At 44.6% G+C, this 12,750-nt stretch carries 12 protein-coding genes; 4 read left to right on the forward strand and 8 right to left on the reverse strand.

What is annotated here, in order from left to right; genetic code table 11:
* Window positions 1–109: 109 nt before the first annotated feature.
* Window positions 110–3,442 carry a VCBS repeat-containing protein gene (locus ABNE31_RS09175; protein WP_349350991.1) on the forward strand — a complete coding sequence of 1,111 codons (3,333 nt, stop codon included), beginning with the start codon at window positions 110–112 and terminating at the stop codon, window positions 3,440–3,442.
* Window positions 3,443–3,532: 90 nt separating this feature from the next.
* On the opposite strand, the gene ABNE31_RS09180 is transcribed toward ABNE31_RS09175, so the two are convergent.
* The 3 genes from ABNE31_RS09180 to ABNE31_RS09190 are packed head-to-tail and all read right to left on the reverse strand — an operon-like array spanning window position 3,533 to window position 5,728.
* The gene (locus ABNE31_RS09180) at window positions 3,533–4,105 is read right to left on the reverse strand and encodes a peptidase dimerization domain-containing protein (RefSeq protein WP_349350992.1); all 573 of its coding nucleotides are present in this window, start codon (window positions 4,103–4,105) and stop codon (window positions 3,533–3,535) included.
* Complete coding sequence (locus ABNE31_RS09185; RefSeq protein WP_349350993.1) at window positions 4,065–4,820, reverse strand: M20/M25/M40 family metallo-hydrolase; 756 nt, start codon at window positions 4,818–4,820, stop codon at window positions 4,065–4,067. The genes ABNE31_RS09180 and ABNE31_RS09185 overlap by 41 nt, the downstream gene beginning before the upstream one ends.
* A 2-nt stretch (window positions 4,821–4,822) precedes the next feature.
* The gene (locus tag ABNE31_RS09190; protein WP_349350994.1) at window positions 4,823–5,728 is read right to left on the reverse strand and encodes an aminotransferase class IV; all 906 of its coding nucleotides are present in this window, start codon (window positions 5,726–5,728) and stop codon (window positions 4,823–4,825) included.
* 206 nt (window positions 5,729–5,934) lie between these two features.
* Here ABNE31_RS09190 and ABNE31_RS09195 point away from each other — a divergent pair, with 206 nt between their 5' ends.
* From ABNE31_RS09195 to ABNE31_RS09205, 3 genes are read left to right on the forward strand one after another with little or no spacing between them, the layout of a single operon-like run.
* A complete protein-coding gene (locus ABNE31_RS09195) occupies window positions 5,935–6,456 on the forward strand; it encodes a 5'(3')-deoxyribonucleotidase (RefSeq protein ID WP_179384760.1) in 522 nt (173 codons plus the stop codon).
* A 12-nt stretch (window positions 6,457–6,468) separates the two neighbouring features.
* Window positions 6,469–7,188: a PHB depolymerase family esterase gene (locus tag ABNE31_RS09200; RefSeq protein ID WP_349350995.1), complete on the forward strand. Its 720-nt coding sequence runs from the start codon at window positions 6,469–6,471 to the stop codon at window positions 7,186–7,188.
* Between the two features lie 5 nt (window positions 7,189–7,193).
* Window positions 7,194–7,913: a M15 family metallopeptidase gene (locus ABNE31_RS09205; RefSeq protein ID WP_349350996.1), complete on the forward strand. Its 720-nt coding sequence runs from the start codon at window positions 7,194–7,196 to the stop codon at window positions 7,911–7,913.
* A gap of 47 nt (window positions 7,914–7,960) precedes the next feature.
* Here the strand turns inward: ABNE31_RS09205 and ABNE31_RS09210 are convergent, their stop codons facing one another.
* The 5 genes from ABNE31_RS09210 to tsaD form a co-directional block, all read right to left on the reverse strand.
* Entirely contained in the window at window positions 7,961–9,145 is a 1,185-nt protein-coding gene (locus ABNE31_RS09210) for a class I SAM-dependent methyltransferase (protein ID WP_349350997.1), read from the reverse strand.
* Window positions 9,146–9,152: 7 nt separating this feature from the next.
* Window positions 9,153–10,253, reverse strand: a complete 1,101-nt coding sequence (locus tag ABNE31_RS09215) for an AI-2E family transporter (RefSeq protein WP_349350998.1) — start codon at window positions 10,251–10,253, stop codon at window positions 9,153–9,155.
* Window positions 10,254–10,256: 3 nt separating this feature from the next.
* Window positions 10,257–10,907, reverse strand: a complete 651-nt coding sequence (locus ABNE31_RS09220; RefSeq protein ID WP_349350999.1) for a DUF4159 domain-containing protein — start codon at window positions 10,905–10,907, stop codon at window positions 10,257–10,259.
* Window positions 10,908–10,972: 65 nt separating this feature from the next.
* Window positions 10,973–11,680 (reverse strand): 16S rRNA (uracil(1498)-N(3))-methyltransferase, encoded by a 708-nt coding sequence (locus tag ABNE31_RS09225; RefSeq protein ID WP_179384766.1) that lies wholly within the window; start codon window positions 11,678–11,680, stop codon window positions 10,973–10,975.
* Between the two features lie 17 nt (window positions 11,681–11,697).
* A complete protein-coding gene (tsaD, locus tag ABNE31_RS09230; protein WP_349351000.1) occupies window positions 11,698–12,726 on the reverse strand; it encodes a tRNA (adenosine(37)-N6)-threonylcarbamoyltransferase complex transferase subunit TsaD in 1,029 nt (342 codons plus the stop codon).
* Window positions 12,727–12,750 lie beyond the last annotated feature (24 nt).

Below are 12,750 nucleotides of genomic sequence, written 5' to 3' on the forward strand. Positions count from 1 at the left end.
AGTGTTAATAATCGATTAATAGTGAACTAATAAACGATTACCATTTTGTGCTGACCAAAACTCTTTTTACATTCTATTTTCAATCAATCTGCAAATATTCTCGACACCAATGTTCAAAAAAACCGTTTTAGCTGCACTCCTTACCGCTGTGGTGATATCTTGCTCCGATAAGAAGGATACCCTATTCTCCAAGATCTCATCCGACCATTCCGGGATTACGTTCAATAATCAAATCGTGGAAACGGACAGTTTCAATATCCTCACCAGTGAGTATATCTTTAATGGAGGAGGGGTTGCTGTTGGTGATTTTAACAACGATGATAAGCCTGATCTCTTTTTTACCGGCAATCAAGTACCCAACAAACTGTACCTCAATCAAGGAAATTTTGAATTTACCGATGTTACCGAGGCCGCTGGCGTTGCAGCAGCGGATAAATGGAAAACAGGCGTCGCTGTAATCGACATCAATAATGATGACCTTCTGGACATCTATATATGTGCCGCCATGTACGAAAGTCCCGAAGAAAAGGCCAATATACTCTTTGTGAATCAAGGGGTGGACGACGAGGGCGTTCCCATTTTTAAGGAAATGGCTAAGGAGTTTGGCATTGCGGATACCTCCAATAGCATGAATGCAGCTTTTTTGGATTACAATAATGATGGCTATTTGGATCTCTATGTGCTCAACAATGTGGATATCCACATATTGCCGTCCAATTATCGGGAGAAAATCACCGATGGTTCCTCGTTGAGTAATGATCGACTCTTTCGCAACAATGGTGATAATACCTTTACCGATGTAACCATGGAAGCCGGCATTACCATCGAAGGCTATGGTCTTGGAGTGGCCATTTCTGATCTGAATTATGATGGATGGCCGGATATTTATGTAAGCAATGACTATTTGAGCAATGATATTCTCTATATCAACAATGGGGATGGCACTTTTACCGATAAAATCAGTGACTACGTAAAGCACCAAAGTAAATTCTCCATGGGTTCCGATGTGGCGGATTTCAACAATGACGGCTACCTCGATATCCTCACACTCGATATGTTGGCCGAAACCAATTACCGCCTCAAAACAACCGTCAAGGCCACAAACTATAACGATTACCAGATGAACGATCGTTATGGCTATGACTATCAGTACATGCGGAATATGCTCCAAATGGGACAAGGTCCCAATATGCCCTACAGCGAGATAGGCCTAATGGCGGGCATCGCAAAGACCGATTGGAGCTGGTCACCTCTCTTCGTGGATGCCGATAATGACGGTCAAAAAGACGTATTGATTACCAATGGTTTCCCCAGGGATATTACCGACCTAGATTTTGGGGATTTCAATTTCAATGTTCAAAGATATCTGAGTACCGCCCAAATTTTGGATTCCATTCCCGTGGTAAAAATTCCGAATTACGCCTATAGAAATGAGGGTAATGGCCAATTTAAGGACGTGGGCGAGGAATGGGGCCTAAGCATACCCTCTTTCTCCAATGGAGCGGCCTTTGTTGATTTGGATTCCGACGGGGACCTGGACTATGTGGTGAACAACATTAACGATGAGGCCTTTTTGTTTCGAAACAATCTGGAAAGTAAAAAAACAACGGATAACAATTACCTACAACTGGATATTAAAGGTCCAAAATCCAATAAATCAGGATTGGGTACCAAGGTGGCCATTCGATTTGCCGATGGAACCTTTCAATATTATGAGCATCAACTCAACAGAGGATACTTGTCCACGGTACACAGCTTGGCACATTTTGGATTGGGACCAAAAACGGATATACAGTCGGTAGAGGTCGTTTGGCCCGACGGAAAGCATCAGATTATCAAGGACGTTGCTGCCAATCAAAAACTAGAGGTGGATTATCAACAGGCCAAAGACCTGAACGGGCAACAACTTGCGTTTCCCTTGGCTCCCAAATCAACCCGTCCATTGTATCAGGAGGTCTCAGGGCAGATTGGAGTGGATTACGTACATGAGGAAACCGATAAGGCCGATTTCTATCTTCAGCCCACGCTTCCACATAAATTAACGCAAAACGGCCCACGCTTGGCAAAAGGGGATATCAACGGCGATGGGTTCGAGGACTTCATTATTGGAAGTTCCTCCGGGCATTCCCCCATGATCTATCTACAGGATGCCCAAGGTCATTTTAAGGCAAGTGAACTGTTCCAAGACGATGAGAGCAAAAAATATGAGGAAACCAGTATCACCCTGTTTGATTTGGAAAATGATGGAGATTTGGATATCTACATGGTTTCCGGGAGCAATGAGTTCGATATGGACTCCCCCTATTACCAAGATTACCTGATGATCAACAACGGGAACGGAACTTTTGAAAAGGCATCAGATCAGATACCCGAAATAAAGTCCAGTGGTTCCGTGGTGGAAGCCGAGGATTTTGATGGCGATGGTTATGTAGATCTTTTTGTGGGTGCCCGAACACCCTTTGCGCAATACCCGAAGTCCGACCAATGCTATTTGTTGAAAAACGAGAAAGGCAAACTGGTGGATGTTACCGAAACCTACAACAAAGACCTGCGCAAACCTGGTATGATTACCGATGCCAAATGGACCGATATAAATAATGACAATCGAAAGGATTTAGTCTTGGTCGGCGAGTTTATGCCGGTGACTGTATTTGTAAATCAAGGCAAAACTTTCGAAAAAATGCAACAAACCGGGATGCAACAATTTTCGGGGTGGTGGGAGTGTGTATTGGCGCAAGACTTTGATAATGATGGCGACGTGGATTTAATTGCGGGAAACCTGGGCAAGAATAATTTGTATCAACCCTCGCAGGAACGCCCAGTGACCATGTTGGCCAAGGATTTTGATAACAACGGTGCCGTGGACCCAGTCATGTTCGCTTATTTTAAAAGTGATTTTGACGATACAGGATTCAAGCCGTATCCTGTTAATTTTTGGGGCGATTTAATGAGCCAGAGTCCCATGTTCCGAAAAAAGTTCAATTATTACAGGGAGTTCGCCACTACCACCAAAAGCGAACTGTTTACACCCGAAGAATTGGAAGGTGCCGATGAGTTGGTGGCGAATCAAGATGAAACCACATACTTCGAAAATGATGGCAACGGCCAATTTACCATGGGCAAATTGCCATGGCAAACGCAGTCGGCCCCAATCAAATGTATGATAACCACCAGCTCGGATAATGCAGCGGCAGATGTACTGATGATCGGAAACGACTTTGGCAATGAAGCCTTCATTGGACGTTATGATGCCTTCAATGGTGGAATATTGCAGGCGGATGACCAAGGCGGTTTCACTTTTAAAAATGCGGAAGAAAGCGGCTTTAAGGTGACCGGGGATGCCAAGGATATGGTACAGGTAGCAAATGCAAATGGAGGAAACCCTTATATCGTGGTCACACAAAATAGGGGAAGGGCATTGGTGTTTACCAAAACTGAATAATGTTTGGCTAGGCCAAAGAGATAAGAAAACTTGATTTTAGATAAAGAAAAAAGGTTTGTTCAATGGGAGAACAAACCTTTTTTTATGGGTTTACTTAGCGAGTCCCGCTTGAGAGAGCGTGATCAATAAAGCCAATTGAATGGATTCGTCGCCCGGCTCATCGTTCAGGAACCACTCATGCAAGGAATGCGCACCGCCTCCTTGGCCACCACGTCCAATACAAATGGCAGGGATACCTTGGGCCACTGGAATATTAATATTGGTAGAACCGCGCCCTAAACTGGGTTTTACACCAAAATGTTGGGTAGCCGCCATGGCTCTTTGTATCAGGGGAAGCGTTGCTGGCAATTCACCGGAAGGCCTGTCCCCGATCTTGATTAGCTCGTAGGTGACCTCATCCCGAATACCGCTTTCATTGTATTCTTTTATGGCCTTTTCTACGGATTCCTTAAAAACAATCTCGATTTCGTCTAGGTTCTTTGGGTCAATGGCCCGCATGTCAACTTCCATCCACGACTCAAAGGGAATGGAATTCACCGAAGTTCCGCCCCCAATCCGGCCCACGTTAAAACTGGTTTTGGGGCTATGCGTGGAGGTGTATTCCCAAGCGGCTTTGGAAAATTCATCGATGGCCTTGCCCAGGGCGTGGTGCGGATTGGCCAAGCCAAAAGCCCCAAGAATGACCTCCCGGCCCCTTGACCATTAATTTGTAACGCTTGGAGCCCAGCCCCGCATTGCTGATACGTCCCATGCTTCCACCATCGATGGCAATCCAGGCATCGATGTCCAAGCCCGATTCGTTGAACATATACTTCATACCACGCAGGTCTCCTAGTCCTTCCTCACCTACGGTTCCTACAATAAGCAAACCTTTTTCGGTTTTGATTTCTGCCTTGTTCATGGCTTTGAGCATACTGATCAGCATGGCCAAGCCTCGGGTATCGTCCCCGATTCCAGGAGCTTTAAGGGTGTCTCCAACTTTTTTTACGGTCACATCCGTGCCTTCCGGAAAAACCACGTCCAAGTGCGCATCCACCCCAATATAACCCGATGCTCCGGAAACACCTTTTCGCAATCCGATGACATTGCCCACCTTATCTGTCCAAATACTGTCCACACCTGCTTCCTCCAACATCTGGGCAAACACTTTGCCTCGCTCTGTTTCCATAAAAGGCGGTGCCAAAATCTCTGTTAAGGTGATCAAATCCTGAGTGGTTGCATCCTTTTGTGATTTGATATATCCAAAAGCCTCTTCCACTTTCTTGTTTTTGGCCAATCGATCTACTTCTTTGGTATATTTTTTTTCAATTTCCTGAGCCGTCATGGTCATGGAAAATAGGCCGAGGCCACAGGTAAGGACACATAGTAATTTATTCATAGTCAAATAGTTTGTGGGTTGATATATGTTTCAAATGTGAGACCTGAAGTCTCTTTTGTTCTGAGCTTGCCAAATGCTTCCTGTAGCCTAAGGGTCACTGCACCAACCTGTTCTCCGTGAAAATACACATGATTCCCAAGCTTTGCAATGGCAGCCACTTGTGTGGTGGTACCCGTAAAGAAAGCTTCGTCCATTTGTTCAATTTCATTTTCGGTCAAGGCTCTTTCCAACACAGGAATTCCCAGCTTATGGCAGAGCTGTAGTACAATCATTCGGGTAACCCCATTCAGGATGTGTTCATTGGCCGGGTGGGTAATCACTGTCCCGTCTTTTACGAAAAAGATATTGGTATGGGAACCTTCGGTGATAACCCCGTCCCGAACCAAGGCGGCTTCATCAGTACCATCGTTCATGGCTGCCTCATTGGCCATAATGTTTCCCAACAACGAAACCGATTTGATATCACAACGGTGCCATCGGACATCGGGTACCAAAATAGCGTTCATTTTGTTGGGGTTGACCTCGGGCAATGCATAGGGTAGTGCATACATCATCACACTGGGAGTTGCTTCCTTTGGATACGCATGTTTTCGGGCAGCAATACCTCTGGTTACCTGCATGTAGATCAAACAAGACTTATTCACCAGTCCAGAGGCCCGGAGCAAGGGTTCCAGATTGCGCTCAACTTCTTCCACGTTAAAAGCAATTTGGATTTTATTTAAATTATTTTGTAATCGGTCGAGATGTGCTTTTTTGTAAAAAATGCCGTTTTCCAACTGCATCATGACTTCGTAAATACCATCCCCGAACAAAAAACCACGGTCAAATACCGATATTCGCGCTTCTTCGGATGAATGGATTTCACCATTAATAAACACTTTGGGAGGAAACTTTCCTTGGGGCAGCATAGTTCAGCAGCTTTACGTAAAAAAGGTTGATGTTCAAAAACTGTGAAGTTAACCGTTATTCCCCTTAACTGAAAATTTAGTATCAAAGTTTGATAGAGGACTTTTGGAGTTGACCACCGATGACATCCAATCGGAATAATGGGTATTTGTCTGGAAGGTTTTCATTTTTGTTCACTTTTCCCGTACTTCACCAAAAAAGAGCGCTTATGATCATTTTTGTGGATATGGACGAGGTTATCGCAGATGCCTATCAAGCCCATATCGATATTTATAACCAAGAGTTTGATGCCCAATTTACAGCCGAAGAATGTATGGGCAGGGAATTTTGGCAATGTGTCCCGCAGGAGCATCAGCAATCGGTGAGAGACCATACACACCGCGATGGCTTTTTCAAAAATTTGAAAGTCATCGATGGCAGCCAGGACGTTTTGGAAGCATTGAGCAAAAAGCACGAAGTCTACATCGCATCCGCGGCGATGGAGTTTCCACAATCGCTTCGGGAAAAATCCGATTGGTTGGACCAATTCTTTCCCTTTATCCCATGGCAAAATCGAATATTGTGCGGGAACAAGCATGTGCTCAAAGGCGATGTGCTCATCGATGACCGAAGCAAAAACCTGGGCTTTTTTGATGGCCGGTCCATTATGTTCACTTCGCCCCACAATACCGAGGTCAAAACCTTTGAGCGGGCGGATACTTGGCGCGATATCGCCGATAAACTTTTGTAACTTGTGAACGCAATGGGGAATAAATTGGGAAAGCTTTTACTTTTGATTGGTTTGATAATGCTTCAGGCCTGTGCTGCCCAATCCCATTTGGTGGCCGATGAGCTAGAAACCGTAACCAAGGAGAATTTAAAATACTATCTGTACTATCCCGAACATTATTTTGATTCGGAGGAAACCTTTGGACTCTTACTTTTTCTTCACGGAGGTGGTGAATCGGGTAGGGCGCTGGAGGAAATAAAGGATACAGGTCCGCCCAAAATGCTGGCCGAAGGCAAGCAATTTCCATTTTTGATACTGGCCCCGCAAAATTCCCACGCCAAAAAATGGTGGAATACCGAGGCGGTCATTCAATTGCTCGATTCCGTTACAGGGATGAACCGAGTCGATAAAAACAGAATATATGTATCAGGGTTGAGCAGGGGAGGAAGCGCCGCTTGGGAGCTTGCTACGCAATATCCGGATAAGTTTGCCGCCATGGCCGTGGTTTGTGGGATGACACCTTTGCCCTATGCACACTGGATAGACCAAGAAATGCCTATTTGGGTTTTCCATGGTGATCAAGACGATGTCATTGATGTGGAAGAGTCCGATAAAATGGTGGCTAAATTGCGTGACATGGGGCACGACGTCCGATATACCAGATATAAAGGCGTGGGACACAATGCTTGGGACCGGGCCTATACCACGGACTCACTCTATACTTGGCTTGCAAATCAAAAACGAAAGCATTAAGAAAGATGAAATATTCCCTAGTTGTATTACTACTTGGACTGATAGTATGCTGTCGGTCTAAACACAAAACCGAGGTAGAAAAACCTCAAACTGCATCGGAAATCAAAATGGATTCGGTTGCTGCGGACACGGTGGTAGATAAAGCAACCACTTTAAGAACCTTCGATGGACTTGCCGATACCACGTTTGTTCGCTTGGCCGATTTCAGTGCTGATTTTGCCTACGACATGCGATATGCCACGGAAAATAATTTTTTAAAGGCCAAAGTCTACGATTGTGCCGAATGTTATACCCGTGTAAAGACCGCCAAGGCTTTGATTGCAGCCAATGCCGATTTTATGGAGCAAGGGGTGAAGATTAAGTTCTTTGATTGCTATCGTCCCAATTCGGTACAGTACAAAATGTGGGAAATTGTCCCCAATCCGCAGTATGTCGCCAATCCCGACAAAGGTTCCATCCATAATAAAGGCGGAGCGGTGGATATTACCCTAGTGGATATGGAGGGCAACGAACTGGACATGGGTACTGATTTTGACTACTTCGGAAAGCGGGCCTATCACGATAATATGGACTTGCCCCAAGAAATTCTAGACAACCGAAAATTGTTAAAAGAGACCATGGAAGACCATGGATTTTGGTCCATCAGAACCGAATGGTGGCACTATAACCTCTCAGCCGCGTCCAATGATAGAGTGGCCAATTTTAAATGGGAGTGTGAAGACTAATCTTCCCCAACAAGGAAACCGTTCCAGAATTAACTCACTATGCGAAATCAATCGGCAACTTTTGTGCAATCCACCACAATCAATGAGTCGTTCAAGGTTTTGGTGAAAAAAATATAGCGATTCCCACCATCCTTGATTTTGTGCCTTTTTCGCAGCTCGGCCACGGACTGTGGAAAGTTTCGCGTAGTAACATTGGCCTTGTCGATATGAAGGGATTTCATTGCCTTTTTGGAATAAGGCACCACGCTTTCAATTTTGAACCTTCTTCCCGGAAACTCCAAGAGTGATTTGGAGGTATACAAATGGGAGTGGGGATGCAATTTATAAACCCCATATGTCTTGCCCACGCTTTTGAATCCCCCCGATTTCAGAACAGCTGCATTGGGTTCGTACAGATAAGCGGAGGGTTCCTCATGCGCGATATTGCACATTGCTTCATCTTCCCAAATAAAATCAAAGGATTCGGTATGATCGGGCTGTATGTTCCTGGTCTTGATATGAACCCGACCCTCATATCCTTTTTCTAGTACAAAGAGCAGTTCCTTCACCTCGTTCTGTACAGCGACCACATGGACTTCTTTTACGGATTCCAAGGTCTCAATAGCTTGTTTGATGTCCAATAAGGGTGACGTCTTCATTAAAAGGTGCGAGGCCCTTTCAAAGAAAAGTGGCAAATGTTTGGAAACATCAGGATGACAATCTTGCAACAAAAACACTTTCCCTTTGGCATCATCCCTACGCGATGGATCTATATAAATCCATTCGAATCCTTGCTTTGAATTTTGTAGATAAGTAATGCCATCCTCAGCTTGACAGGCAATATGCTCCTGCTCCAAAACCTTGAAATTATGAGAGGCGATTTCGCTCAGTTCTTGATTGATTTCACAGTGGAAAACCTCAGGAATTTGTTGCGCAAAAAAGTAGGTGTCCACCCCCAATCCTCCGGTAAGGTCTATGAGCGATTTTCCACTTACCAATTGCGATTTGTATCGAGCCGTAACCTCAGAGCTTGTTTGTTCGATATGGAGCTTTATGGGGTAGTAGATTCCTCTTTTTTCAAACCAGGTTGGGAGTTTGTCCTTGCACTTTTTTTTGGCTTCGATTTGTTGGGCCAATTCTTTTTGGGAAACCCCTTCAAAAACAGGTTTCGCCAACAGAACTGTCAGGATGTCAGTTGTCAAATTATTATCGATATAATCCTGTATACCAGTATTTAAGATAAGTTCATTCAAACTTTTGCTATAAATTTTTGGTCAACTTCTTCACAAAAGAATTTTCGGCCAAAAACTCCTTCAAAATCACCTTTATGGCGGTATATCCCGGCACAGCGACCACCATTCCCACGACCCCAAAAAGCAATCCTGCGATGATAATGATCAAGAAGATTTCCAAGGGGTGCGACTTTACGCTTTTGGAAAAAATAAATGGTTGTGAAAAGAAATTATCGATGAGTTGGCCAATGGTCAAACCAATAAAAACATAAAGTGCTTTGGGCAAAATCACCGTGCTGAAATCCGCATCGATAAAACTGGTCATGGTTAGGATAATCATGGTGACCCCTCCGATGATGGGACCGATGTATGGAATGATGTTGAACAGGGCACAAAGAAAAGCGATCACTATCGCGTTTTCCACACCCACGATAAATAATGAAATCGTGTAGATCACAAAGAGGATGAACAATTGTAAAAGGATGCCTGCGAAATATCGGGAAAGCAAATTGTTTATTTTGTCAATGGAGGTGACCAAATTACTTTCCTTGTCATTGGGCACAAAGGTCAGGATACCATTTTGCATCAGTTTGCTGTCCTTCAAAAAGAAAAAGGTGATGAAGAGAACCGAGAAAAGGCCAACACTAAAATTGCTCAATGTATTTACGATGGTATTCAAAAAATTGGGAATAAAGCCCAAATCGAGACCTTGTAGCATATTTTCCTCGATTTTGGATTCGTCCAAAAGGTTGTTTACGCTGCCTGTGGAGGCTCCAAAATACTCTAGAGTTTGGATGTAGAGGGTGTTCAAGTCTGCTTTGAGGGCCTCAATGTCCAACAGCGATAGGTTTTTGCTCTGCTCGGCCACCAAAGGAATAAATAAGGCAAGTATCCCCAAGAACAAGGAAAGCATCAATACCATGGTCACCACTACCGCCAAGGTGTTGGGGAATTTGAGTTTTCTGCGCAGGAAAAGCACTATGGGTCTGCCCAATAGCGCAAGCACGGCTGCAATGGCCAAATAGACCAATACGGATTGGATTTTGTAGAAAAACCATCCTACGAGGACAACGCCTACTATGATTGCAACTGCCCGTAATATTCCGTTTGCGATAATCTTTGCTTTCATTGCTTAGCTTTTAAAGGCGTATTCCATAATATTGGCGCCCATTTGTAGCGCTTTGATTCGGATGTCTTCCGGGTCGTTGTGTACGGCGGGATCCTCCCAACCATCCCCTAAATCACACTCATAGGTATAGAGCAATATGAGCCTTCCTTTTTCAAAAATGCCAAAGGCCTGTGGTCGCTTGCCATCGTGTTCATGGATTTTGGGCAATCCTTCGGGAAACTTGAACTTTTGATTGAAGATGGGGTGATCCGAACCCAGTTCCTCCAAGGGCCTTTCGGGAAACACTTTTTCCAATTCCCTACGCAAATAGGGTTCCATGCCGTAATTATCATCAATATGAAGAAAACCGCCCGAGAGTAAGTAAGTGCGCAAATTTTGGACTTCTTCATCGTTGAAAAAAACATTTCCGTGTCCGGTCATGTGCAAATAAGGGTATTTGAAAATGGAGACACTTGCCACCTCCACGGTTTCCGGTTCTGGGTCGATTTTGGTATCGATATGGGTGTTGCAAAATGCAATCAAATTGGGCAAGGCCGTAGGGTTGGAATACCAATCACCGCCACCACCATATTTTAGGATGGCCACTTGTTGCGTGTATGCCAAGGATAGCGTGCAACAAAAGAGCAAGCATATCAAAAATGTTCGTTTGTTCATGTGCTAGTGATTGACCTTCCCTTCAAAAATAGCGTATTCCTTTGTAATATGGATAATGTGAAGTATTAGTTGTTGATGATGGCCACGGTGGTACAGGCCACAATGGCGGCCGTCTCTGTCCGTAACCTATTTCTGCCCAAGGATACTGGAATATATCCCTTTTCTTTGGAAAGATCAATTTCCCCTTTCGAGAAATCCCCTTCGGGGCCTATGAGAATGGTTAGGTCGTTATCAGCGATTACACGTCGTTTCAATTCCATTTTATCCCCATTTTGGCAATGGGCAATAAATCTGTAACCGAGGGTTTCGTTGGATTCCAAAAACTCCCGACAGGATATGGGTGGGTTTATTTTGGGCAGTACGGTTTGCAAGGACTGCTTCATGGCAGCTTGCAATACTCGCTCCATTCGTTCCAATTTGAGCGTCTTGCGTTCGGAATGGTCGCAAATAATTGGGGTGATTTCATCCACCCCGATTTCTGTCACTTTTTCCAGGAACCATTCGTAACGGTCGTTCATCTTTGTCGGGGCCACCGCCAAGTGCAAATGGTACCGCTTTGGAATCGATTTTTGTTGTGAAATGATTTCTGCCCTGCATTTTTTTTGGTCAGCATCCAAGATCTTGGCCTCAAATAAGTACCCCTTTCCGTTGGTAATGTGCAGCACGTCCCCTTCGGATTTTCGTAACACCTTTACAATGTGTTTGCTCTCATCGGGCGGAAAGGTAAACTGTTTGGCACTATTGTCCAGGGTGGCATTGTAAAAAAGCTGCATAGCAAAGGTTTTATAAATTAACCACCGATGGCATATCTTGCCTTGGCGGCGATGCTCTGGTCGGTAAAGGTGCCTTTTTCATATTTAAGGTAACCTACAATACCGATCATGGCTGCATTGTCCGTGCAATACTCAAATTTAGGGATAAAGGTGCTCCATCCCAACTTTTCTTCGGCATCCTTCAATCTTTGCCGTATGCCAGAGTTGGCCGCCACGCCACCTCCTATGGCCACTTGGCGTATACCTGTCTGGTCCACTGCCATTTGGAGCTTATCCATCAAAATTTCCAGAATGGTATACTGTACCGATGCGCAGATATCGTTGATATTTTTGGAAACAAAATCAGCATCCTTTTGGGTCTCCCGTTGTAAAAAGTAGAGAATACTTGTTTTGAGTCCACTAAAGCTAAAATTCAATCCGTCTACTTTGGGTTTGGGAAACTCAAAGGCGTGCGGATTGCCCAGTTGGGCATATTTGTCTATCAGCGGCCCACCGGGATAGGGAAGCCCCATTAATTTAGCACTTTTGTCGAACGCCTCTCCCACGGCATCATCCAAGGTTTCTCCCAGTACCTCCATGTTAAAGTGGTCGACGACCTTTACGATTTGGGTATGCCCACCGCTAATGGTCATGGCTAAAAAGGGGAACGAAGGCGTTCGATGGTCGCCATCGTCCAAAAAATGCGCCAAAATATGCGCTTCCATGTGGTTTACCTCGATCAAAGGGACGTCCAGGCCCAAGGCCAGGGATTTGGCAAAGGAGGTTCCGACCAATAAAGAACCCATAAGTCCCGGACCTCTTGTAAAAGCTATGGCAGATAGTTGTTTTTTGTCGATATTTGCCTTGGCCAAGGCTTGGTGGACCACGGGAACGATATTTTGTTGATGCGCCCTTGAAGCCAACTCTGGGACAACACCTCCATATTGCTTGTGGATTTCCTGTGTAGCCACTACATTACTGAGTACTTTTTTGTTGCAAAGTACGGCAGCCGATGTATCATCACAGGATGATTCGATGGAAAGAATATATTTTTTTGATTTCTCCACAGGTTTTGGAACAAAAATTGGTCA

It is taken from the genome of Flagellimonas sp. MMG031 (assembly GCF_040112705.1).
Taxonomy (GTDB): domain Bacteria; phylum Bacteroidota; class Bacteroidia; order Flavobacteriales; family Flavobacteriaceae; genus Flagellimonas.

Coding starts and splice junctions, on each gene's coding strand:
- ABNE31_RS09215 (WP_349350998.1), bottom strand. CDS start 10,253: ATGAAAGCAAAGATTATCGCAAACGGAATATTACGGGCAGTTGCAATC.
- ABNE31_RS09220 (WP_349350999.1), bottom strand. CDS start 10,907: ATGAACAAACGAACATTTTTGATATGCTTGCTCTTTTGTTGCACGCTA.
- ABNE31_RS09195 (WP_179384760.1), top strand. CDS start 5,935: ATGATCATTTTTGTGGATATGGACGAGGTTATCGCAGATGCCTATCAA.
- ABNE31_RS09225 (WP_179384766.1), bottom strand. CDS start 11,680: ATGCAGCTTTTTTACAATGCCACCCTGGACAATAGTGCCAAACAGTTT.
- ABNE31_RS09175 (WP_349350991.1), top strand. CDS start 110: ATGTTCAAAAAAACCGTTTTAGCTGCACTCCTTACCGCTGTGGTGATA.
- ABNE31_RS09190 (WP_349350994.1), bottom strand. CDS start 5,728: ATGCTGCCCCAAGGAAAGTTTCCTCCCAAAGTGTTTATTAATGGTGAA.
- ABNE31_RS09200 (WP_349350995.1), top strand. CDS start 6,469: ATGGGGAATAAATTGGGAAAGCTTTTACTTTTGATTGGTTTGATAATG.
- ABNE31_RS09185 (WP_349350993.1), bottom strand. CDS start 4,820: ATGAATAAATTACTATGTGTCCTTACCTGTGGCCTCGGCCTATTTTCC.
- ABNE31_RS09205 (WP_349350996.1), top strand. CDS start 7,194: ATGAAATATTCCCTAGTTGTATTACTACTTGGACTGATAGTATGCTGT.